At 59.4% G+C, this 22,023-nt stretch carries 19 protein-coding genes and 1 tRNA gene; 5 read left to right on the plus strand and 15 right to left on the minus strand.

What is annotated here, in order from left to right:
• Nucleotides 1-286 precede the first annotated feature (286 nt).
• Nucleotides 287-820 carry a gamma carbonic anhydrase family protein gene (locus NFR19_RS03135; protein ID WP_251212327.1) on the plus strand — a complete coding sequence of 178 codons (534 nt, stop codon included), beginning with the start codon at nucleotides 287-289 and terminating at the stop codon, nucleotides 818-820.
• Nucleotides 821-845: 25 nt separating this feature from the next.
• Here NFR19_RS03135 and NFR19_RS03140 read toward each other — a convergent pair whose 3' ends face one another.
• The 7 genes from NFR19_RS03140 to trxA form a co-directional block, all read right to left on the minus strand.
• A complete protein-coding gene (locus tag NFR19_RS03140; RefSeq protein ID WP_251212328.1) occupies nucleotides 846-1,856 on the minus strand; it encodes a DUF262 domain-containing protein in 1,011 nt (336 codons plus the stop codon).
• On the minus strand, nucleotides 1,853-2,914 hold the full coding sequence (locus NFR19_RS03145) for a DUF262 domain-containing protein (protein WP_251212329.1): 1,062 nt from the start codon (nucleotides 2,912-2,914) through the stop codon (nucleotides 1,853-1,855). Before NFR19_RS03145 ends, NFR19_RS03140 begins: the two co-directional genes overlap by 4 nt.
• Nucleotides 2,915-3,045: 131 nt before the next feature.
• Nucleotides 3,046-3,876: a purine-nucleoside phosphorylase gene (locus NFR19_RS03150; protein ID WP_251212330.1), complete on the minus strand. Its 831-nt coding sequence runs from the start codon at nucleotides 3,874-3,876 to the stop codon at nucleotides 3,046-3,048.
• Nucleotides 3,876-4,976 carry a N5-glutamine methyltransferase family protein gene (locus NFR19_RS03155; RefSeq protein WP_251212331.1) on the minus strand — a complete coding sequence of 367 codons (1,101 nt, stop codon included), beginning with the start codon at nucleotides 4,974-4,976 and terminating at the stop codon, nucleotides 3,876-3,878. Before NFR19_RS03155 ends, NFR19_RS03150 begins: the two co-directional genes overlap by 1 nt.
• On the minus strand, nucleotides 4,976-6,049 hold the full coding sequence (gene prfA, locus NFR19_RS03160) for a peptide chain release factor 1 (RefSeq protein ID WP_251212332.1): 1,074 nt from the start codon (nucleotides 6,047-6,049) through the stop codon (nucleotides 4,976-4,978). The genes NFR19_RS03155 and prfA overlap by 1 nt, the downstream gene beginning before the upstream one ends.
• A gap of 73 nt (nucleotides 6,050-6,122) precedes the next feature.
• Complete coding sequence (gene trxB, locus NFR19_RS03165) at nucleotides 6,123-7,076, minus strand: thioredoxin-disulfide reductase (protein WP_251212333.1); 954 nt, start codon at nucleotides 7,074-7,076, stop codon at nucleotides 6,123-6,125.
• Between the two features lie 60 nt (nucleotides 7,077-7,136).
• Nucleotides 7,137-7,442, minus strand: coding sequence for a thioredoxin (gene trxA, locus NFR19_RS03170; protein ID WP_251212334.1), 306 nt, complete (start codon nucleotides 7,440-7,442; stop codon nucleotides 7,137-7,139).
• A gap of 229 nt (nucleotides 7,443-7,671) precedes the next feature.
• Here trxA and NFR19_RS03175 point away from each other — a divergent pair, with 229 nt between their 5' ends.
• Entirely contained in the window at nucleotides 7,672-8,880 is a 1,209-nt protein-coding gene (locus tag NFR19_RS03175) for a cation:proton antiporter (RefSeq protein ID WP_251212335.1), read from the plus strand.
• Here the strand turns inward: NFR19_RS03175 and thrS are convergent.
• The 6 genes from thrS to NFR19_RS03205 all read right to left on the minus strand — a co-directional run bounded on the left by thrS (nucleotide 8,861) and on the right by NFR19_RS03205 (nucleotide 17,575).
• Nucleotides 8,861-10,774, minus strand: a complete 1,914-nt coding sequence (gene thrS, locus NFR19_RS03180; RefSeq protein ID WP_251212336.1) for a threonine--tRNA ligase — start codon at nucleotides 10,772-10,774, stop codon at nucleotides 8,861-8,863. The two genes, NFR19_RS03175 and thrS, sit on opposite strands and share 20 nt — an antisense overlap.
• A gap of 149 nt (nucleotides 10,775-10,923) precedes the next feature.
• Nucleotides 10,924-11,475, minus strand: a complete 552-nt coding sequence (locus tag NFR19_RS03185; RefSeq protein ID WP_251212337.1) for a zinc ribbon domain-containing protein — start codon at nucleotides 11,473-11,475, stop codon at nucleotides 10,924-10,926.
• Between the two features lie 103 nt (nucleotides 11,476-11,578).
• Entirely contained in the window at nucleotides 11,579-14,248 is a 2,670-nt protein-coding gene (locus NFR19_RS03190) for a valine--tRNA ligase (protein WP_251212338.1), read from the minus strand.
• On the minus strand, nucleotides 14,241-15,569 hold the full coding sequence (gene clpX / locus NFR19_RS03195; protein WP_432762718.1) for an ATP-dependent Clp protease ATP-binding subunit ClpX: 1,329 nt from the start codon (nucleotides 15,567-15,569) through the stop codon (nucleotides 14,241-14,243). Before clpX ends, NFR19_RS03190 begins: the two co-directional genes overlap by 8 nt.
• 194 nt (nucleotides 15,570-15,763) lie before the next feature.
• Nucleotides 15,764-16,372 carry an ATP-dependent Clp endopeptidase proteolytic subunit ClpP gene (gene clpP / locus NFR19_RS03200; RefSeq protein WP_285813439.1) on the minus strand — a complete coding sequence of 203 codons (609 nt, stop codon included), beginning with the start codon at nucleotides 16,370-16,372 and terminating at the stop codon, nucleotides 15,764-15,766.
• A gap of 105 nt (nucleotides 16,373-16,477) precedes the next feature.
• On the minus strand, nucleotides 16,478-17,575 hold the full coding sequence (locus NFR19_RS03205) for a trigger factor (protein WP_251212339.1): 1,098 nt from the start codon (nucleotides 17,573-17,575) through the stop codon (nucleotides 16,478-16,480).
• Between the two features lie 90 nt (nucleotides 17,576-17,665).
• Here NFR19_RS03205 and NFR19_RS03210 point away from each other — a divergent pair.
• The 3 genes from NFR19_RS03210 (at nucleotide 17,666) to NFR19_RS03220 (ending at nucleotide 20,037) form a co-directional block, all read left to right on the plus strand.
• Nucleotides 17,666-17,751, plus strand: a tRNA-Leu gene (locus tag NFR19_RS03210).
• A 222-nt stretch (nucleotides 17,752-17,973) separates the two neighbouring features.
• On the plus strand, nucleotides 17,974-19,317 hold the full coding sequence (sstT, locus tag NFR19_RS03215; RefSeq protein ID WP_251212340.1) for a serine/threonine transporter SstT: 1,344 nt from the start codon (nucleotides 17,974-17,976) through the stop codon (nucleotides 19,315-19,317).
• Nucleotides 19,318-19,326: 9 nt separating this feature from the next.
• Nucleotides 19,327-20,037, plus strand: coding sequence for a Crp/Fnr family transcriptional regulator (locus NFR19_RS03220; RefSeq protein WP_251212341.1), 711 nt, complete (start codon nucleotides 19,327-19,329; stop codon nucleotides 20,035-20,037).
• Between the two features lie 73 nt (nucleotides 20,038-20,110).
• On the opposite strand, the gene NFR19_RS03225 is transcribed toward NFR19_RS03220, so the two are convergent.
• Both NFR19_RS03225 and NFR19_RS03230 read right to left on the minus strand, forming a co-directional pair.
• On the minus strand, nucleotides 20,111-21,475 hold the full coding sequence (locus NFR19_RS03225) for an MATE family efflux transporter (RefSeq protein ID WP_251212342.1): 1,365 nt from the start codon (nucleotides 21,473-21,475) through the stop codon (nucleotides 20,111-20,113).
• A gap of 48 nt (nucleotides 21,476-21,523) precedes the next feature.
• Nucleotides 21,524-21,943, minus strand: coding sequence for a low molecular weight protein-tyrosine-phosphatase (locus NFR19_RS03230; protein WP_285813443.1), 420 nt, complete (start codon nucleotides 21,941-21,943; stop codon nucleotides 21,524-21,526).
• Between the last annotated feature and the right edge of the window lie 80 nt (nucleotides 21,944-22,023).

Below are 22,023 nucleotides of genomic sequence, written 5' to 3' on the forward strand. Positions count from 1 at the left end.
GATCCCTAACGGTTACGGAGTCACCGGTCCGGCCTTACTTGCCAACTGCGACCAGGCGGTAAGCCTTACGAGCCGCAATCGCGTTCATGCTGAACTGCTCGGGGGTGGCGTTCGGGCTGCCCACCGCCTGCTCGCACCAACCGCAGGCTCTCTTGAGATGGGTTATTCCCTACTCTCCCTGTCAACGCATTTGCATCTGTATTCGGTTATCTGATTGCGAGTATACTCGTATTCAAACGAAGAGCAACGGTTTTTTTTCGTCAGGTGCATAACCAAGGAGGCGACCATGGACTACGAGAGCATGAAGATACACCCAACGGCGCGTATTGCGCGCGATGCCACGGTCATCGGCAACGTGGAGGTGGGCGCTGAGGTATGCATACTGTTCGGTGCGGTGGTGCGCGGCGATTTGGACGGACGCATCGTCATCGGCGATCGCAGCAACGTGCAAGACCTGGTCTGCATCCACCTGCCCGTGCATGGCGAGACCATCATCGCCAACGATGTAGCCATCGGGCATGGAGCCATCATCCACGGATGCACCATCGAAGAGCACACGCTCATCGGCATGGGCGCTATCGTGCTTGACGGCGCGCATATTGGGCGCGATTGCCTGATCGGTGCTGGCGCCGTGGTCACCGAGAACAAGGTCATTCCTGATGGGTCGCTCGTCATGGGCACGCCAGCGCGCGTGGTCGGCCAGACCACCGACAAGCACCTTGCCTACATCGACGGCTCTGTAAAGGAATATCTGAAGATCGGACGCGACCTGGTGGAGCAGGGCATCATCGAAGAGGGCTACGCCGCCAACGGCCACTGATACGGCGGCTGCACGGCTGCCAAGCCTAATCCCCGAACATCCGCTTCTCGGAGATGATGTTCTTCGGCTTGCCCTGCAACCACCGATCCAGCTCAGCCATGCGATCGCGACGCAGCTGCTCGCTTCCGACGAGCTCATCGGCATATACCCTCACATCCACGAGCAGGCTCTCGCAATCTCCCCCATAAGCTGTCACCAGGTCATCCTTGAACAATGGATAGACCTCGCTTTTTGAATCGAGATACACCTCATCATGCCGAGAGGCGATCCACGAGCACAGCATGTCCTCCATATCGAGGTCGGGTGCCGCCGCCACGCTTTCCTCAAGCGGGAGCCACCGCCGCTCATAGAGCTGCTGCGCTCCCGCACCGCCGATGGTGAACGAGAGGATGGCATTGCGGATCAAGTCTTCCACCGCGAGTCGCTTGCCCTTTGAATTCAAGCTCTCGAACACCTCTTGCGACGAATCCTCTGGCGAAAGCTCAATTCCCAGCACGCGCAGACGCTCGCATCCGCTCCAAAACGTCGTTTCGTCGAAGTCAGGCTGCGCCATGCGACCGCGGAACACGTCCAGGTTCTCCTGCAGGCGCACCGCCACATCCGCAGGCTCTTCCTGAAGCCCCAGAAGATACGCCAACATGTCACCGTCAATGGAAGTCAAGAGCAGTTTCGGCTCCGTCCCACCATCGCTGAGCAGGTAACGCTGCGCTATCTCATTCGCCCGCGCCGCGCGAGCACCGCTTGCTGCCCGCCCACGCTCGACGAATGCCAGCAGCATGAGCGTCACCGTCGTCATGCGCTGCTGCCCGTCGATGATCTGGAACGCGCGTATGCCGTTCTCTTCCGAGGCGCACGGCGCATACAGGAAGCTGCCGGTGAAATGCGCACGCTCAGCTGCACCAGCTGCCAGCACATCATCGATCAAATCCTCGCATTCGCGCGCTGTCCACGAATAGACGCGCTGGAACACCGGCACTATGAACTGAGAATCGGGAATACCGAGCACGTCCAAGATCCCTGTTTCCTTCGCGATCATAGCTCATCCTCTCCGATCTCGACGCCGTAGTGCTTGGCGTAGAACTCGCGCGCCTCCCTGCTCGCCGCAGCGCGTGGCCTACCAGACACCAGCGTCTTACGGCCGATCTTCGCCCAATCAGAACTGCGATACTTCTTCACCGCGTGATAGCGGTAGTTCTCGGCCCATACGGTGCAGAAGCTCAGCAGCTCCTGCATCAGGTCTTCCTTCGATCCGTCGTATTCGTCCAACAGATAGCGCTTGAAGTCGCCGAAGCACTCCGCGTCGCTTTTCGCCTTCGGCGTCTTGCAACGAATGACTGTCCACGCGCGCAACGCATTGTTCAGGCGCAGCGAGCCCGGGTCATCGCCGAACAGGCCCTGGATCGGCTCCCAATAATCCAAGTAGAGCCGCTCCTGCTCTTCGGGATCCTCGGCGAGCAGCAGATAGTTCCTCACCATGTCCGCGGCCACCAGCGGCACGCCTTTGGAATTGAACGACTCGAAGATGGATTGCGCATCGTCGCCGTCTTCCAATTCCACCGCTACGATCTGAAACCCCCCAAGGCCACGCAGGAAGGCGCACGCATCGAAGCCCGGCTCTGCCATTCTCCCCATGAAGAACGCCTTGTTGGAAAGCGCGTTGCAGGGTTGTTCGCTCCCAGCCGCACCATCGAGCGCGATCGCGAACCCCACTCGATCGCGCGGGGCGGGATGGACCTTCGCACCCCCATCGATATGCAGGTGCTCAGCGAAGCGATCGGGCTTGTCCGTATCGTCGGAAAGGCCGCGCTCTTTCAGGTGATCCCTTAAAGCGGCCAACAAAAGCAGCGAGGTGAGCGTGCGCTGCTGCCCGTCGATGAGCGAGAGCGTGACACCTCCAACGTCGTCGCGCTCCCGCCGATAGAACACCGCTCCGAAGAAATGCGGCGTGTCTGTCAGAGCGGTACGCTCGATATCATTCCACAGCACCTCGCACTGCCACGAATCCCACGAATACGGCCGCTGGAACAGCGGTATCGAGAACGCCATCCCGTCGGTCTGCAGGAAATCGAGCAGCTTTTCGACTTTGACCTTCATATCCATCCACCTTTTCGCATCCTTGCCCTGAGGATAGAAGGTCTGTCATTCGGTTTCCGTACATAATGAAGGGAAATGTCCGCTTCTCGGATAGTGCGAACGCTATTCGTGACCGCACGGACGACGGATCCCTAGATCGCCGTCACAACACCTTCGATCAGGCGGCAGAAATCGGTGCTGCGCTCAGCCGCCACGGCCAGCACATCGTCATCGGCTGGATTCGCGCCATCCACACCGCATGCCATGTTCGTCACCAGCGAGATGCCCAGCACGCGCATGCCCACATGCCGCGCCGCGATCACCTCTTCGCACACTGACATGGCAACCGTATCGGCCCCCCACATGCGAAACGCCCGAATCTCGGCCGCGGTCTCGAAGCTGGGACCCAGCAGCCCCAGATACACGCCTTCTTGGAAGGAGATGCCCTTCTCGTGCGCCACCGTGCGCGCGACGCAGCGCAGTCCCGGGTCGAAGCATTCGTACATGCTGAAGAAGCGGAACGCGACCTCGTTGGGCTCTTGACCGACTATGGGGTTGCGGCCCGTGAAGTTGATCTGATCGCTCATGATGCAGAAGTCACCCACCCGATAGCGCTCGTTGATACCACCGGCTGCGTTCGTCGTGATGAGCGCATCAGCACCCAAGCCGTGCATGAGCCAAATGGGATAGGCCACCTCCTGTGGCGCATAGCCCTCATACCCATGCAGGCGCCCCTGCATGCACACGACACGCTTGCCGCCCAAGCACCCGAAGACGAAGCGGCCCACATGGCTGGTCGCCGTGGATGTGCGCATATGCGGAACTTCGCCGAACGGCACGAAGATGGGCTCCTCGATCCGCTCGGCAAGCGGGCCGAGTCCCGACCCCAGCACGATGGCCACCTCCGGCGCGAACCCATCCGTGCGCTGCTCCAGAGCGGCTTTCGCCTGCTCGAGCTTCTCCTTGAGCGTCGGCTCCCCCATCACTGCTCCCTCCACCGCGCTACCAGAACGCGCGGGCGCCCTGCCAGGTCCTCCACCACGCGCACCTCGGCGAAACCGGCTTGCACCGCGAGCGCAGCAGCCTCATCCAGATGCCCTTCGTAGAGCTCTACCGCAAAAAGGCCATCCTGCGCGAGCGCCCGCTGCGCCCAACCGAGGATGCGCCGATACACATCCAAACCGTCTGCACCCCCGTGCAGCGCCAGATCGGGCTCGAAATCCCCTACCTCAGCGGGAAGCTCGGCCATGACCGCTGTGGGAATGTATGGCGGATTCGCTACGACCGCATCGAAGCGGCCCAGATAGCGCTCGGGGATGGGCGCACCCAGATCGCCCTGCAGCACGCGCACGCGCTCAGCCAGCTCGAGCGCCTCCACGTTCTCGCGCGCGAGAGCCACCGCATCGGCCGAGAGATCCGTCGCGATCACGCGCACATCCTCGCGCTCGGATGCGAGCGAACACGCGATGCAGCCGCTTCCGGTGCACAGATCCGCCACCAGCACCATCTGCTCTGTGGCCGCTTGACCTGCATCGCAGACAACTTCCGCATCCGCATCGGCGGTCACGCTCGCTTCATCAGACCCCTCTGGTCCAGCGGAGCGATCGAAGCTGGATGGCGCATCGTCTGCCTCCGGTGCAGACATTCCGCGCAGCTCAGAGAGTCGCGCGCGCACCTGCGCAACAGCGGCAGCCTCCTGCTCGGCCGCTTCCGCATTCCACGCCGCACGCCGCTCAGGAGCCTTCGGCAAGCACGTCAGCACCTCGCTCACTAGCACTTCGGTCTCGGGCCGCGGTATCAGCACGCCCGGGCGCACGCACAGAGAAAGGAAGCGAAACGGTGCCTCTCCCGTTATGTATTGAAGGGGCTCACCGGCCCCGCGCCGCGCCACATGATCGCGCAGCACCGCGCGCTCGTCCTCAGAGAGCGGACGATCCGGATCCATGATGAGTTGGATACGATCGATGCGCGCCGCATCGCAGACGAGCCGCTCAGCGGAGCGTCTCGGCGTCCGATCGCCTTTGCGCGCCAGATACTCCGCGCACCAATCGAGCGCGGCCTTGGTCGTCCAGCGTTGCTCCACTACACCGCCGCTTCCAGCTTCTGAGCACGATCGGCGGCGGAAAGCGCCGTGATGACATCGATCAGCTTATCGCCCATCAGCACATCATTGTAACTGCTGTTGAAGCCGATGCGATGATCGGTCACGCGATCTTGCGGACCGTTGTACGTGCGTATCTTCTCAGCGCGATCACCGGTGCCGATCTGCGCCAGACGCTGTGCGCCCTCAGCCGCCTGCTGCTCGGCGAGCATCTTCTCGTACAAACGCGCGCGTAAGACGCTCATTGCGGCCACCTTGTTTTGAAGCTGCGACTTCTGGTCCTGCGATTGCACCACCAACCCCGTTGGCAAGTGCGTGATGCGCACCGCCGAGTCGGTGGTGTTCACGCATTGACCACCAGGACCCCCCGCACGGAACACGTCAATGCGCAGATCGTTCTCGTTGATCTCGACTTCCACCTCATCAGCCTCCGGCAGCACCGCTACGGTAGCCGTTGAGGTGTGAATGCGGCCCTGGCTCTCCGTTTTCGGCACGCGCTGCACACGGTGCACACCGCTCTCGAACTTCATCAGCGAATAGACATGGTCGCCCTTCACCTTGAACTGAACCTCTTTGTAGCCACCCGCTTCCGAAGGCGATACGTCTAACGTTTCGGTCTTCCAGTGCTGGCTTGCAGCGAATCGCTCATACATCTTGTACAGATCGCCCGCGAAGATGGCCGCCTCATCACCACCGGCTGCTGCGCGAATCTCAACGATGATATCCTTCTCGTCGGCAGGGTCAGCCGGAATCAGCATGAACTTGATATCCTCTTCCAGCTGGGGTAAGCGCGCCTCGATACCGGCGATCTCTTCCTGCGCGAACTCCTTCATATCGGCATCCGCCAGCATTTCCTTGGCAGCCTCCAGATCATCCAGGGAGGCGACGTATTCCGCCGCTTTCTTGGCGAGCGGCCCTTGGCTGGCATATTCCTTCGCTAAGCGATTGTATTCCTTCTGGTCTGCCAGAACATCTGGATCGCCCATCTTGGCCTGCAGCTCGGCATAGGCCTCCATGAATTTCTCCAGCTTCTCACGCATGTTCACATCTTGCATGGCTATCCCTCATGTCCGTGAAAAATGCGCACCGATCGGTGCGCATCAGCTTTGGGGATATTCTATCAGGTTGTCAGGACTGTTGCTGGAGCAAGTACTCAGCGCAAGCCTCTGCGCAATTCGCGCCATCGGCAACGGCGGTAGATACCTGACGCAGCACCTTCGTGCGCACGTCTCCGGCCGCAAACACCCCGGCAGCGCTGGTCCGACCTGTCTCGTCAGCCACCACATACCCGCTTTGATCCAGCTCCACCTTACCGTCAAGGAATTCAGAATTAGGGACCGTGCCAATAGCAACGAAGAGCGCGGCCACCTCATAGGTGCGCGTCTGCCCGCTCACACGGTCGCGCACGCGCACGCCCGCCACCGCACCATCTTCTTCAAGGATCTCTTCGACCACGCTGTTCCACACGATCTCAACGTTGGGAAGCTTTTTCAGTCGGTCGTAATAGATGGCCGTCGCTCGCAGGACATCGCGCCGTACGAACATATAGATCTTGGTGCAGATGCGCGAGAGATAGATAGCGTCAGCCGCTGCGGTATCGCCGCCTCCCACGATGCACACATCCTTGCCCTTGAAGAAGTTGCCGTCGCACGTGGCGCAGTACGAAACGCCACTGCCCGTCAACTTCGCTTCCCGCTCAATACCGAGCTTTGCCGGGCGTGCCCCGCTTGCCACGATGACGCTGCGTGCGTCTATGTGACCGGAGGGAAGCTTCAAGCGCTTCACAGGCCCCTCCAGCTCAACATCGGTAACCTCGTCATACACGGTGTGAGCGCCGAAATGCTCCGCCTGCTCATGCATGATCTCAGAGAGCTCATACCCACTTTGCGACAACGTGAAACCCGGATAATTCTCAAGATGCTCGGTCTGCGCAAGCTGCCCACCAGGAGAGAGGTTCTCCAGCAAAGCCGCATCCAGCCCAGCACGCGCAGAGTACATCGCCGCAGTCAGACCAGCAGGACCGGCGCCAATAATGGCAACATCGTATATCTTCTCTTCACGATTCGCGTTCTCCGCTCCCATGATTCCTCCCAAAACGAAGGCGGCCCAGCCTGAGCCGAACCGCCTTCCTCCGCGATCTTGTTAGAGCATCTGTAACAGCTGCTGCTTCGGCACCGCACCAACGGTCTTGTTCTTAAGAGCGCCGCCCTCGAAGAGCATGATGGTGGGAACGCTGCTCACCTTGTACCGTGCGGCAATGTCGGGGCTCTGGTCGATATCGACCTTGCATACGTCTACCTTGCCCGCAAGCTCATCGCTCAACTCGTCGATCACGGGCGCAAGTCGCTTGCAGGGGCCGCACCAGGTAGCGAAGAAATCCACCAGCACTGGCTTATCGGCCTGGAGGACCTTGGTATCGAAATCTGCTGAAGTGACCACTTGGCTCATAACACACCTCTTCTTTCGGGGTTTGCTTCAAAGCATATGATGCCGTTCATCGCGCGCTCGCGCCACCGTCTCGCGCATTGTGTAACCGTAACGCAAACAACCTTTTGCGCTTTCGCTATCGCACAGCTTCCGTCATCGCGCATCTGCCCACATCCTGATGACGCTCCCGACGCTGCACGCCCAAGAGGGCTACCAAGTAGCTATACTCAAAAGGACCGATCGGAGCACCATGGAACAAACCGAACTCATAACCTTGCTGGTAATTGTCGTGGCAGCGTTTCTCTGCCCCATCATCTCATCGCTCATACCGCGCAAGATCGTGCCCGAAACGGTGCTTCTGCTCGTCGCAGGCATGGTAGCGGGGCCGCACGTGCTCGGCATCGCCCAGATAGGCGATGCCATCGGACTGCTCTCTGATCTCGGGCTCGGCTTCCTGTTCTTGCTCGCCGGATACGAAATAGACCCGAAGGACATGGCTGGCAGGCGCGCGCGGCGCGGCCTTCTCACGTGGATCGTCTCGTTTGGCATCGCTGTTCTCGTTATCGTGCTCGTTCCGTCTTTTGAAGAGAACGAACTGGGATGGCTTGCCGTGGCCATCGCGCTGACCACCACCGCCTTCGGCACGCTCGTCCCCATCCTGAAAGAGCGCGGCATCGCGGATGACCCGGTCGGCAAGAACATCCTCGCGTACGGAACCTGGGGCGAGATCTGCCCCATCATCGCCATCGCCTTCATCCTGTCAACGCGCGACCGCTGGCTCACCGCCGTCATCCTGCTCGCTTTCCTCGCCGTTGCCGTAGCATCGGCGGTCATTCCGGTGCATATCCGCGAGAGAAGCCAGCGCTTCGTGAAGCTCATGTCGGACAATGCTGAAACCAGCGCGCAGCTCACCGTGCGCGCGGTCATGATCCTTCTGGTAGGCCTGATCGCTCTTTCGGCTGTGTTCGACCTCGATATCGTTCTAGGAGCGTTCGCCGCCGGATTCGCCCTGCGTTTCGTCATCCCCTGCGGCGATAACAGTCTCGAGCATAAGCTCAACGGCATTGGTTACGGATTCTTCATCCCGCTCTTCTTCATCGTGTCCGGCACCAAGATCGATCCCGCAGCCTTGGCGCACCAGCCGCTCATGCTCCTGCTGTTCATCGGCATGTTGCTCGCCGTTCGCGCGCTGCCCATCTTCATCTCGCTGGGATGCGCACCAGCAGACGACCGCCTCCCCGCGCCCAGCAGGCTCACCGTGGCCCTCTACTGCACCACGGCCCTGCCGCTCATCGTGGCCGTGACGAACGTTGCCGTGAACGCCGAGGCCATGTCAGCAGACACCGCCTCGCTTCTCGTAGCGGCAGGCGGCATCACCGTGCTGCTGATGCCGCTGCTCGCCTCGCTCAGCCTACGCGGGATCGACCGCTACACCGCGCCTACAAAGAAGCGTCCCTGATCACATCCAAGAACTTCGTGCGCTCCCAGCTTCCCAGGTCGCCCTGCGTGCGCTCGCGTACCGAACAGCTGCGCTCTTCCACTTCCTTGTCGCCCAGAATGACCATGTATGGGATCTTCTGCTGCTGCGCTTTTGCGATCTTCACCTTCATGGGCTCATTTTGGTCATATATCTCAACGCGACCGCCAACGCCCTTGATCTCACCCGCGAACTCCGCTGCCGCTTCCTTATGCCGGTCGGCAATGGGAATAACCACCGCTTGCACCGGTGCCAGCCACAGCGGCAGAGCGCCCGCATAATGCTCGATCAAGATGCCGAGGAAACGCTCGATGGATCCGAAGATGGCACGATGGAGCATCCAAGGACGCTGCTCAGTGTTGTCGGCCGCCCGATAGGTCAAATCGAAGCGCTCGGGGAAGTTGAAGTCGATCTGCACGGTAGAGCACTGCCACGTACGACCGATAGCATCTTTCACCTTGATGTCGATCTTCGGGCCGTAGAACGCTCCGTCCCCTTCATTGATGTCATAGACCAGGCCTTTGATCTCGCATGCCCGTCGCAGCGACTCAGTGGCATGCTCCCACATATCGTCCGATCCGATCGACTTCTCGGGACGGGTGGATATTTCCGCTTCGTACTCGAAGCCGAAGGTGGTCATGATGTGCTCAACCAGATCGAGGATGGCGCACACCTCATCGACCACTTGGTCGCGCGTGCAGAAGATGTGGGCGTCGTCCTGCGTGAACCCGCGGGCACGCAAGAGCCCATGCACCACGCCGCTCATCTCATGGCGATACACCGTGCCGAACTCGAAGTAGCGCAGGGGCAGATCGCGATAGGAATGCAGCTCCGACTTGTACAGCATCACGTGTCCCGGGCAGTTCATCGGCTTCACGCCGTATTCCGCCAAGCGCGGATCGTCCTCAGTGCCTTCGTTGATATCGAAGAAGTACATGTTCTCGCGGTAGAAGTCGTAATGGCCGCTCATCTTCCACACATCGGCATTGTAGATGTGTGGCGTGATGACCTCTTCATACCCGCGCTCGTACAGATCGCGGCGCAACCACTCCTGCATCGTGCGGATCACGCGTGCGCCCTTCGGCAGATACAGCGGCAAGCCCACCCCCGCTAGCGGATCCATGGTGTAGATGCCCAGCTCGCGCCCTAACTTGCGGTGGTCACGCTTCTCAGCCTCTTCCAGGCGATGCAGATACTCTTCCAGATCCTTCTTCTTGAAGAAAGCGGTGCCGTAGATGCGCGTCAGCATCTCGCGGTCAGAATCACCCTTCCAATAGGCGCCCGCCGTTTTCATCAGCTTGAACGCGCCGATCTTGCCCGCAGAAGAGACGTGCGGTCCGCTGCACAGATCGATGAAGTCTCCGTGTCGGCGAATGGTCAGCTGCACCTCTTCTGGAATGTCGTCGATATGCTCCAGCTTCAAACGCTGATCGGCGAACAAGCGCTTGGCTTCCTCGCGCGTTACCACCTCGCGCACGAATGGCTCGTCGCGCTTGATGATCTCGGCCATCTTGTCCTCGATAGCGGCGAAATCGTCCGGCGAGATGGGGTGCGGCAGCTCGAAATCATAGAAGAAGCCATCTTCGGTCTGAGGGCCAAACCCAATCTGCGTACCCGGATAGAGCGTCTGCACCGCCTCGGCCATCACGTGCGCCGCCGAATGGCGCATGATCCCGAGCGCCTCAGGCGAGCGCTCGGTGATGATCTCGACCGTAGCGCCATCAGGAACCTCATCGGTCACATCGGCGAAGACGCCGTCTATCTTTCCAGCCAACGCTGCACGCGCAAGTCCTGCGCCAATGGAAGCGGCCACATCGGCTACCGTAGCGCCCTGTTCAAGTTCTTTGGATGATCCATCGGGAAGGTTGACGATCACTGCTACCCCTTTCTTGCCGGGTGCGCACAAAGCACCTGCAACGGTTGGCGCGCCTGAGTTGCAAGCGCGCTTTGGATTGGTTTGAACAATGATAAGGCCTTGCCGCATCTTGGCAAGGCCCTGCATAGGTAAAACGCAGATGAAGCCGTTTATTCGCTTTTCTGGCTCTGCTGGCGGCTGCGTGCGCCACCACTTGAAGAGCTACCCGAATTGCTGCGTCGACGGCGCCGCGCGCCACCATTCGACCCGCTGCTGCTGTTCGATGAGGGACGCCCCCCTACCGGCGTTGCGCAATACGGGCAAATGGTCCAGGCTGGCTCGAGCGCATGACTGCAATGCGTGCACAGATTCTTGAGCTGCGTGTGGCAATTCGGGCACAGCACGTAATCTGACTCCACCGGATATCCGCAGGTGGCGCATTCGCCATATCGCATCAGCTGGCGTTGCTTGAGAGCCACTTCCAGCTCTTGCTCGTCTTTGTCGATTTGAAGCATGGGTGGACGCAGCAAACAATACGCAATGAGTCCCGCAATGGGAATCAGAGCGACGATGCCCCACACATACCACGTGGTGCCACGTAGATAGGCATCACGAACCACCCACACGATGGAGAGCACATAGAGGGCGACCAACAACACCACAACAACCGTGAAAGCCGCCTGCATCTGTGGTGACCACAGTTGCGCGAACAATTCGCTCATCTATTCCCCTTCACACTCATCCCATGAAAAAGCGCGCCCGTGAATACCCTATCGACGGATGCGCTCACGATTATAGCAAACCTAGCTTCGCGCGGCTGCTCACCTATGCCAAGTCTGCGATCTGCGCTTCAAGCTTAGCGATGACCTCATCAAGATCAGCCAGGCGAGCACGGTCCTTCTCGATGATCTCAGGGGCCGCTTTCGCCAGGAAGCCCTCGTTGCTCAACTTCTTGCGCAGCTTGGCGGCATCAGTCTCAGCCTTGTCGCGTTCCTTGCAAACCCGAGCGCGCTCGGCATCCAAATCAACATGCCCGGCAAGGACGGTGTAGACCTCCAGCCCTGCGCTCAAGGAAGCTGAGGAACCAGCAGGCTTGACAAGATCGGCCCCTATGTACAGCGATGCGGTGCGACCCAGCGACTCGATCAAACCCCGCTGCTCTTCCAACAAGATGCAATCGGGCGCCGCTGCCTTCACGTGCACTTCAAGGGCGGTCTTCGGCGACAACCCATAGCGTGCCCGCGCCGAGCGCACCGCGCCCACCACCGCGCAAACCATCTGCACAGCCCTCTCTGCATCATCGTCGATGAAGTCAGCGAGCGCGTCCGCATCGGGCCACGGCGCAACGATCAGCAACGGTGCAGCATCTGCCATCTTCGGCATGTCCTGATAGATCTCTTCGGTAATGAACGGCATGAGCGGATGAAGCAGTTTGATAGCCGCCTCAAGCACATGCACGAGATTCCGTTGGCATGCAAGACGATCAGCCGCTGGCGCATCGTCTGCCAAACGGCTCTTAGAGAACTCGATGTACCAGTCGCACAGCTCATTCCAGAAGAAGCCGTACAACTCGCGGGTCATCTCCCCGAACTCGAACGATTCGTAGGCCGCATCCACCGTTCGGGTCAGCCGTGCCAAACGGCTGAATATCCACCGATCGGCAGCGGTGGCGAGCGTCGGCGGCCCCGGCGTATAGCCTTCCATGTGCATCAACACGAACCGCGCCGCATTGCGCACCTTGTTCGCGAAATTGCGGGCCGCTTCGATCTTTTGACGGTCGAAGCGCATCGCTTGCGCGCCGGTCACCTGCGTCAACAACCCGAACCGCATGCCATCAGCGCCAAAATCCGCCATCAGCTCAATGGGATCGACCCCATTGCCACGCGATTTGCTCATGGGCTTTCCGTCGGCGCCCATCACCGTCGGATGAATGATCACATGTTGGAACGGAATCTGACCCGTGCAATACTCGGACGCCATCACCATACGCGCCACCCACAGCCCCATGATGTCGCGCGCCGTGGAGAGCACCTGGGTCGGGTAATACTTCACCAGCTCAGGCGCATCAGCACCGAACTCGCCCCACCCCTGCGTGGCAAAGGGCCACAGCTGCGACGAGAACCAGGTGTCGAGCACATCCTCATCTTGGCGCGTTGGCGCACCGCAGCACGGACACACCTCCACCTCTTCCATGCTGGCATCCTGCCAGCCACACGCATCGCAGTAGAACATGGGGATGCGGTGCCCCCACCACAGCTGACGCGAGATGCACCAATCTTTGAGATTCTCAAGCCAATCAAGGTACACCTGCGCCCAGCGCGCGGGATGAAACTGTATCTGACCGCTCTCAACGGCTGCAGCTGCTGGCCCCTTCAACGAATCCACCGCCACGAACCACTGCTCGGACAGCCACGGCTCGAGCGTGCTATGGCAGCGATAGCAGTGCATGACGGAATGATCGTGATCCTCTACATGATCGAGCAGCCCCAGGCGCTCGAATTCAGCCACCACGGCCTCGCGCGCCTCTTCGCGGCTCATGCCGCTGAAGCGCCCGTACCCATCCACCACATGGGCCGTCTCGTCGAACACATTGATCTTCTCGAGGCCCGCACGCTCACCCATGGCGAAGTCGTTGGGATCATGAGCAGGTGTGACCTTCACCGCGCCAGTGCCGAATTCGCTATCAACATAGAAATCAGCGAAGATAGGGATGGTGCGGTCCACGATGGGAAGCTCCACCGTCTTGCCCACCACGTTTTTATACCGCTCGTCTTTCGGGTTCACGGCAACACCGGTATCGCCCAGCATCGTCTCAGGGCGCGTGGTGGCTACCACCAGATACTCGATGCCATCGACCGGCTCGCTCAACGGATAGCGCAAATGCCAGAGATGCCCCGCCTCGTCTTCGTATTCGGCTTCATCGTCGGCAATGGCCGTAGTGCAGCTTGGGCACCAATTCACGATGCGCTTCCCGCGATAGATGATGCCGTCGCGATACCAATCGACGAACAGTCGACGCACCGCGCGACTGAACTCCGGACTCATGGTGAATTGCTCGTGCGCGTAATCGCAGCTGCATCCCATAGCCGCTATCTGGTTCACGATCGTGGTGCCGTACTCATGCCGCCAGTCCTGACATGCCTCGATGAACGCCTCGCGTCCGATCTCGCGGCGATTGATGCCCTGTTCGGCCAGATGCTTATCCACCTTCGTCTGTGTGGCAATGCCAGCATGATCGGTACCGAGAATCCAGCGTGTCTGCTGGCCACGCATGCGCGCGCGGCGAATGCAGGCGTCTTGGATGGTGTCATTCAAAGCGTGACCCATATGCAACACGCCGGTCACGTTCGGAGGTGGGATCACGATGGTATAGGACTCGTCCGCATGCGCACCGAAACCAGGTGTGCGCTGGAAGCAACCCGCCTCGCGCCATGCCTCGAAAATGGGAGCCTCGCGTTGCGCGTAACCCTCTCCTGTCTTGTCTTGCTCAGACATCTGCGCTCCTTGAATCTGCATCTGCGCCGCACGCGGCGGCGTCCTCTATATGGGGAAACGTTTCACCTGCTATATCGCTGGCACGTATCTCGACGGTGGTCTTCCCGCGGCGCTCGGGCAGGTCGTACATCACATCGTTTAGGACGCGCTCGCAGATGCTGCGCAGGCCACGCGCACCGGTGCCATGATCGACCGCCTCTTTCGCAATGGCGCGCAAAGCGTCATCATCGAAAGTCAGCGTGGAGTCCTCGTATTCGAACATGCGCTCGTACTGTTTCACCAGCGCATTCTTCGGTTCGGTCAGCACGCGCACCAGATCGTCCTCGGTCAGCTCGTCAAGCGAGGTGATCACCGGGATGCGCCCCACGAACTCCGGGATCATACCGTATTTGTTCAGATCCTCGGGCAGCACCTGTGCCAGCAGCTCAGCTTCTTTCTGCTTCTTAGAACCAGGCGCCTCGCTGGCAAATCCCAACCCGTTCTTCCCGACGCGCTGCCCAACGATATCGGCAAGCCCCACGAAAGCACCGCCCAAGATGAATAGGATGTTGTCGGTGTTGATCGGAATGAGCTCCTGCTGGGGATGCTTGCGTCCGCCTTGCGGAGGCACGCTCGCATCGCAGCCCTCCATGATCTTGAGCAGCGCCTGTTGCACGCCCTCGCCCGACACATCGCGCGTTATGGAGAGATTTTCCGCCTTGCGCGCGATCTTGTCTATCTCATCTATATAGATGATGCCGATCTGAGCCTTCGGCACGTCGAAATCCGCCGCTGTTATCAGCTTCAGCAAGATGTTTTCCACATCTTCACCCACATAACCCGCCTCGGTCAGCGTGGTCGCATCCGCGATAGCGAAGGGCACTTTCAAGGTGCGCGCGAGCGTCTGGGCGAGCAGCGTCTTGCCTGAGCCGGTAGGCCCTAAGAGCATGATGTTGCTCTTGGCGATCTCCACCTCGTCATCAGCAGCCGCCGGGTCAAGGTCCATCGTGATGCGCTTGTAGTGGTTATAAACCGCAACCGAGAGCGCGCGCTTGGCTGCCTCCTGGCCAACAACATGCTCAGAGAGCCGCCGATGTATCTCGTGTGGCGTGGGCAGCTCGCCCAAGATCTCAGCTGGCGAGAGGGGCTCGTCTGTCTCGTCTTCTTCAAAGACGCCCTCTTCGGCCATATCGAGACGAATCGAAGAAGCGTGAGCGCCGCGCGCTCGCTCGTCCTCATGCTCGTCTGTCTGCATGCGGAGGCCCATCTCTTGGATCATCGCATCAGCGCAGACTCCCACGCATTCATCGCAGATGCATACCCCATTCGGAGCGCTGATCATCGAGCGCACCTCCTGCGATTCTTTTCCACAGAAAGCGCAATACATCGGCTCGCCCGTCGTGCTGTGACCTCGGTTGTTCCCTGCCATCTTCCTCGCTCATCTCGTCGTGTTCTGCCTCTTGCAAGCATCCCATTATAAAAGCATGCGCCGGCTCGCAAACCGACGCATGCATGGGGTTTCAGCGTTTCGTGCCCTTATTTTCCGTGATGGAGAATGATCTCGTCTACCAGTCCGTAGTCCTTGGCCTCTTCGGCGGTCATATAGTTGTCCCGCTCGGTATCAAGCTGGATCCGCTCGATGGATTGCCCGGTATTGTCAGACAGTATCTTGTTCAGGCGCTTGCGCGTCTTCAACATGAAATCCGCCACGATAGCGATCTCGGTCTGCTGGCCTTGCGCGCCACCGAGCGGCTGATGGATCAGCACCATGGAATTGGGCAGGCAGAAGCGCTTGCCCTTCGTGCCCGACGACAGCAGCACCGCCGCCATGGATGCGCACTCGCCGATGCAGATGGTGGAAACGTCGCATTTGATGAAGTTCATGGTATCCAAGATGCCAAGACCTGCCGTCACGCTGCCTCCCGGAGAATTGATGTAGAGGCTGATGTCCTTGTCGGGGTCAACGCTTTCCAGGTGCAGCATCTGCGCCACCACTGAATTGGCCACGTGGTCGTCAATCTGCTCGCCCAAGAAGATGATGCGGTCGTTCAGCAGCCGTGAATAGATATCGTAGCTGCGCTCACCACGCGGCGATTGCTCGATGACGTACGGGATCAGCGCGCTGCTCGCTCTTTCAATGCTCATGTCCGTCTCGCTTTCGGTTCGCGTTCTTGTGTTTCGACACCATTATACAAGGCAGTGCAAATGCAGCTGCGCATTTCCTTCATATGCAGGTTTGCCTTGGCTGTCCTACTCCTGGTCGGCGTCCTCAGAGGTCGCGTCCACCTTCGCATCAGCATCTTTGTCGGCTTTGGCCTCTTCGGCTTTTGCGCGCTCGGCGAAATCGACCTCGGTCACCTTCGCCTTCTCCATGACGTCCTTCATGGCCTTCGAGCGCACCAGTTCCTCGCGCACCAGATACAAGCGGCCGTTGTCGCGCCACTCGCGCTCAAGCTTCTCAGCGCCATCACCTGCCGCCATGACGAACTCCTGGCTAACCTCGTCGTCGGTAGCCTCGATGCCGTTATGGCGCGCCCACGCATCAAGCGCCATACCGCGCTTCACCTCATCGATCGCCTGGCGCTTCACATCCTCTTTGAACTCATCGGCATCAATGCCGCGCTGCATCAGATACGCATCGAAGCTGATGCCTTGACGCTGCATCTGCGTGAAGAAATCCTGCAACAGCTGGCTTTCCTTCTGTTCAGCCATGCCCTCGGGCACCTTAGCGCTCACGCGCTCGATCAGCTTCAACGTGGCAGCATTTTCCTTCAGACGCGGCATCATCATCTTCTTCTGCTCGGACACCTGCTCGGCAATCTGAGCCTTCATATCGTCCAGACTATCGAAGCCCATGGTCTCGGTCGCCCATTCCTCGGTGGGCTCTTCCTGATCGTAATGCGCAAGGAGCGCGCGCATCTGCTCTTCTACCTCGGTGTCGCTCGCACCTTCTTGTGGCAGTTCTATCTCAACGGGATCGTACGAGTCGATCTCAACCTCGGGCCGTACCGGAAGGGTGAACGCAAACGTGAAGTCAGCGCCCTGCTCGATCATCTCGTCGGCGCCTCCGAAATCGGGTTGCCCTGCCGGGTATAGACGCTTCTCTTCGATGATCTGCGGATACGCATCGTTGATCAGCTCTTCGGTCGCCGTGGCGTATACCACTTCACGACCAAGCGCATTATCCACCACCGGACGGGGCGCTTTGCCCTTGCGGAAGCCGGGGAAATTGTATTTGCGCGCGAAATCCTTATACACCTTCGCTAGCTTCGCATCCACCGTCTTGGCATCCACGATGGCCTCTACCGATACGTTGCTGTCCTCCTGCGGCTTCACTGTTATCTGCACGGGTGTTCCTTCCACGTAATGTCGTTTTACACACAGCCGCTTATGGTATCATAATCCGCCGGTAAGGCTGCATAGTGAGCCATGCTTTGTGCGGGCGTGGCGGAATTGGCAGACGCGCCAGATTTAGGTTCTGGTGGGTAACCCCCGTGAAGGTTCAAGTCCTTTCGCCCGCACCATCTCTCCGAACAACACCAAAATGCACTGAACAGCGCTCGTGCTCGCCCGACAACCGCATGCATGCGCGTTCCCTGTTGCGCCGATGCCATGCGCGCAAGCCCGCTCAACATGGCGCGCGCATCGCCGTCCATCCTGACAGATACCAAGACATATCAATCAATCCGGTCAAGTTGGACTAGAATACGTGCCACATGCTTTACCGAACATGCGAGGGGATATTCATGGAAAACGAGACTGAACAGACAACCGCTGCACCGGCGCAGCCGCGCAGCGAGCAGCCCAAAAAGAAGAACATCTTCCAGCGATATAGCGAGGTCAGCCTGATCAAACGCATCTTGGTCGGCCTGGTCATCGGCGTTATCCTGGCATTGCTCATACCGCAGGACGCGCCCGAGTGGGCCCTCCAGATCGGTGCCGTCATCTCGCTTCTGGGCAATATCTTCGTCGGCGCTCTGCGTGCGGTCGCACCCATCTTGGTCTTCTTCTTGGTCATGAGCGCGCTCATGAACGCCAAGACCGCCGGTTCCATGAAAACGGTGGTCGTCCTTTACATCGTGAGCACACTGGTAGCCGCGCTCGTCGCTGTTATCGGCAGCTACCTGTTCCCCATTGAGCTGACGTTGGCTGTTGCTGACGATATCGAGCAGACCTCTCCTTCTGGTATCGGCGAAGTTCTCACCAGCATCATCATGAACGTGGTTGCCAATCCCGTTGATGCGCTCGCCAATGCGAACTTCATCGGCATCTTGGCATGGGCCATCGTGCTCGGCATTGCCTTGCGTGGCACCACCGACAACGTCAAAAGCGTCTTCGCTGCCATCTCGGATGCGGTCGGAATCGCCGTGCGCTGGGTCATCAACCTGGCTCCATTCGGCATCATGGGCTTGGTCTACACCTCGGTGTCCACGAGCGGCCTTGACATCTTCGTGGAGTACGGTCAGCTCATCTTGCTGCTCGTCGGCTGCATGCTCGCCATCGCTTTGATCACCAATCCTCTCATCGTGTTCATCTGCACCCGCCAAAACCCCTTCCCGCTGGTGTTCCGCTGCCTGAAAGACTCTGGCTTGACCGCGTTCTTCACGCGCTCGTCAGCAGCGAACATTCCCATCAACATGGAACTCTGCCGCAAGCTGGGGCTCAATAAGGACAATTATTCCGTCTCCATCCCGCTGGGCGCCACCATCAACATGGCAGGCGCTGCGGTCACCATCACCGTCATGACCATGGCGGCAGCCCATACCGTCGGTCTTACGGTCGACCCGCTCACCGCCATCATCCTGTGCGTGCTCGCAGCCGTCAGCGCATGCGGCGCCTCCGGCGTGGCAGGCGGCTCGCTCCTGCTGATCCCTCTTGCATGCAGCCTGTTCGGCATGGACACCACCGTGGCCATGGAGGTGGTTGCTATCGGCTTCATCATTGGCGTGGTGCAGGATTCCTGCGAAACGGCGCTCAACAGTTCTTCCGACGTGCTTTTCACCGCTACAGCCGAATACCGCGCCATGGCGAAGGCTGGCAAGTCCTATCGCATGGGCAAAGACGCCTTCTCGCTGGACGAACTGGACTAGGACGCGGCCATGCCCGCCACCACCAAGCCGGCATTCACCGCAAAGGCCATCGAACGGCCGCATTACTTTCCCTACCGCATCTACGCCGACCAGCAGATGCTCAACGCACCAGTATTGACCCATGGCCGTGCCTGCACGCTCGGCCATGGTGACATCATCCGGGCATCCGAATATCCTGGTGACTGCTTTTTGGTCGTCTCCGGGGCCCTTTCATCGTTCATCTGCACAACTGAAACGCGAACGCTCAGCGCCTACTATCTACCGGGAAGCATCTTCTTGGAACTCTCGGCGCTGGCACACATGCCCGCAGCGCTGGAATATGTGGCGCTCTCCCCCTGCGAGTTGCGCCGCATTTCGGGCGCCGAGCTCAAAAGCGCCATGATGGAAGATGCTGCTGTGTTCGACCGCGTGATTCGCTCCATATGCTATAAGATGTACGCGACGCGCGAGCAGCAGCGCGGGGCTAAGGTGCTCGATGTGCGCGAACGCATCTACATCATGCTGCTCGGCTTTGCGAAGGACCGCGGACACGCCACCGAAGACGGCTGGATCGCCATCGATTGGAAACTCACCCAACAGGATATGGGCACCATGCTCAGCGTGAACCGCGTCACGGTGAACACCGCTCTTCAAGAGCTCTATCAGGCACAGGTCGTACGCAAGAGCAGCGGACGATACCACGTGCGCGACACCGCAGGACTGCTCAACACGACCACGTAGGCACGCATTCCCAAACCAAGCTGTTTAGACCAAGCTACGCGTCGGCTTTGCCGCCCACTGCGTTCATGCTGCCTTACGTTATCAGCCGCGGCTTTGCACCCTTCGGGTACCAATAGCCGTAACGCGGCCCCAAGCCGAACATGAATGCGGCGGTCACTACGAGCGCTGCCACCTCAGCAACGCTCACCGATATCCAAATACCGTCAATGCCCAAAACCAGGGGCAGCACGATAACCGACGAGGTCTCGAACACCAAAGTGCGCAAGAATGAAATGATAGCAGACACCACACCGTTGTTGAGCGCCGTGAAGAACGACGATCCGTACATGCTGAAGCCCATGAGCAAAAAGGCGATCGCATAGATGCGGAATCCATGTTCAGTGAACGTGCGCAGCTCTTCGTCGTAGCCCACGAACACGCCCACGATGGGCACCGCGAGCAATTGCCCCGCTATAAACATGAGCAAGCCACCCACCGCCGTGTATATGAGGCTCTTTTTCAGCAAGCTGCGCATCTCGACATGATTCTTCGCGCCATATTGGTAACTCATGAGCGGCGCTGATCCCATATCGTAGCCCATGAAGATAGCCGCAAAGATCATCACCACATACGCGATAACGCCGTAGGCTGCCACCCCGTTCTCCCCGGCTGCATGCATCAGCTGGAAGTTATACAGCATCGACACGATAGACATGGCAATACTGGTCATCATCTCAGAGAGACCGTTCACGCACGTTTTACCGAGCGCGCGCGGCATGAAGCTGGTGCGACCAAGTCGCAGAAAGCTCTTGTTTTTCCGGAAGAAGTAGATGAGGGGTATGCCGCCGCCCAGCACTTCGGAGACGTTCGTGGCAAGGGCCGCACCTTCCACGCCCCACTGGAACACACCAACGAACAGCACATCGAGCGCCATGTTCGCGCATCCCGCGACCACAATGACGATCAAGCCGAACGTGGGCTTTCCTGCGGTCACGCAGAAGCTCTGGAAGACGTATTGCAGCACGTAGAAAGGCAGGCTGATCATGATGATGCGCCCATAGACGACGCACAGCCCCAGCATCTCATCATTGGCACCCAGCAGACGCGCGATCGGCTCCATGACCGCAATACCAACAACACCCAACACGATACCCAATGCGAAAGCCGCATAGACGATCAGCGAGAAATATCGGTTCGCGCGCGCATCATCGCCTTCGCCGCGCGTCTTCGCCACGAGCGCGCTGCCACCAGTGCCGAACATGAATCCCACCGTCGATAAGATCATGATGGGAGGCATGATGAGATTCACTGCTGCGAACGCCGTTTTACCCGCGAAATTCGAGACGCACAGGCCATCCACGATGCCATACAGCGAGGTGAAGATGAACATGACGATAGAGGGCAGCGTGAACCTGAGCAGTTGCCCCCACGTGAAGTGCTTGTCCATTGAGATAGGCATAGTAACTCGTCATTCTACCACGCAAGATCCGAAGCGCTTCGAATCACATCAAAAGCCCAACCACCCCATCAGACCCGTACAGCCTGCGCGCACATCATCGTAGGTCGTCTCGAAATCACCGGTGTACCACGGGTCGGCCACATCACGGTCCGTGCCCGCGAACTCCATCATCTTGTGCAGCTTGCCTGCCGGGTCGCCTCCGAAGCGGCGCTCCATGCTCCGCATGTTAGCATCATCCATGCCGATGATCACATCGAACGCGTCATAGTCCGCTTTCGCTATCTGACGCGCTGTTTTCCCTTCGCACGATATGCCCTCGCGTGCCAGGATGCGGCGCGTGCCGGGATGCACCGGGTTGCCGATCTCGTCAGTGGTGGTAGCTGCCGACTCGATATGGAAGCGATCGGCCAGACCGCGGCGCTCCACCATATCCTTCAACACGAACTCTGCCATGGGCGAGCGGCAGATATTGGGTTAATTCTCAAAAAGTGTGTCCGGAATGGCCAACAATTCCCAGATCACGATGGGAAAACCATGGCTAAAAGTTG

Origin of the sequence: Adlercreutzia murintestinalis, from assembly GCF_943192905.1 — a bacterium.
GTDB lineage: Bacteria > Actinomycetota > Coriobacteriia > Coriobacteriales > Eggerthellaceae > Adlercreutzia_A > Adlercreutzia_A murintestinalis.

What these genes read in the sequence shown, in the direction of transcription:
- NFR19_RS03135 (WP_251212327.1), top strand. Translation starts at nt 287, where the DNA reads ATGGACTACGAGAGCATGAAGATACACCCAACGGCGCGTATTGCGCGC.
- NFR19_RS03140 (WP_251212328.1), bottom strand. Translation starts at nt 1,856, where the DNA reads ATGATCGCGAAGGAAACAGGGATCTTGGACGTGCTCGGTATTCCCGAT.
- NFR19_RS03145 (WP_251212329.1), bottom strand. Translation starts at nt 2,914, where the DNA reads ATGAAGGTCAAAGTCGAAAAGCTGCTCGATTTCCTGCAGACCGACGGG.
- NFR19_RS03150 (WP_251212330.1), bottom strand. Translation starts at nt 3,876, where the DNA reads ATGGGGGAGCCGACGCTCAAGGAGAAGCTCGAGCAGGCGAAAGCCGCT.
- prfA (WP_251212332.1), bottom strand. Translation starts at nt 6,049, where the DNA reads ATGCAAGATGTGAACATGCGTGAGAAGCTGGAGAAATTCATGGAGGCC.
- trxB (WP_251212333.1), bottom strand. Translation starts at nt 7,076, where the DNA reads ATGGGAGCGGAGAACGCGAATCGTGAAGAGAAGATATACGATGTTGCC.
- trxA (WP_251212334.1), bottom strand. Translation starts at nt 7,442, where the DNA reads ATGAGCCAAGTGGTCACTTCAGCAGATTTCGATACCAAGGTCCTCCAG.
- NFR19_RS03175 (WP_251212335.1), top strand. Translation starts at nt 7,672, where the DNA reads ATGGAACAAACCGAACTCATAACCTTGCTGGTAATTGTCGTGGCAGCG.
- NFR19_RS03185 (WP_251212337.1), bottom strand. Translation starts at nt 11,475, where the DNA reads ATGAGCGAATTGTTCGCGCAACTGTGGTCACCACAGATGCAGGCGGCT.
- NFR19_RS03190 (WP_251212338.1), bottom strand. Translation starts at nt 14,248, where the DNA reads ATGTCTGAGCAAGACAAGACAGGAGAGGGTTACGCGCAACGCGAGGCT.
- clpX (WP_432762718.1), bottom strand. Translation starts at nt 15,569, where the DNA reads ATGATCAGCGCTCCGAATGGGGTATGCATCTGCGATGAATGCGTGGGA.
- clpP (WP_285813439.1), bottom strand. Translation starts at nt 16,372, where the DNA reads ATGAGCATTGAAAGAGCGAGCAGCGCGCTGATCCCGTACGTCATCGAG.
- sstT (WP_251212340.1), top strand. Translation starts at nt 17,974, where the DNA reads ATGGAAAACGAGACTGAACAGACAACCGCTGCACCGGCGCAGCCGCGC.
- NFR19_RS03220 (WP_251212341.1), top strand. Translation starts at nt 19,327, where the DNA reads ATGCCCGCCACCACCAAGCCGGCATTCACCGCAAAGGCCATCGAACGG.
- NFR19_RS03225 (WP_251212342.1), bottom strand. Translation starts at nt 21,475, where the DNA reads ATGCCTATCTCAATGGACAAGCACTTCACGTGGGGGCAACTGCTCAGG.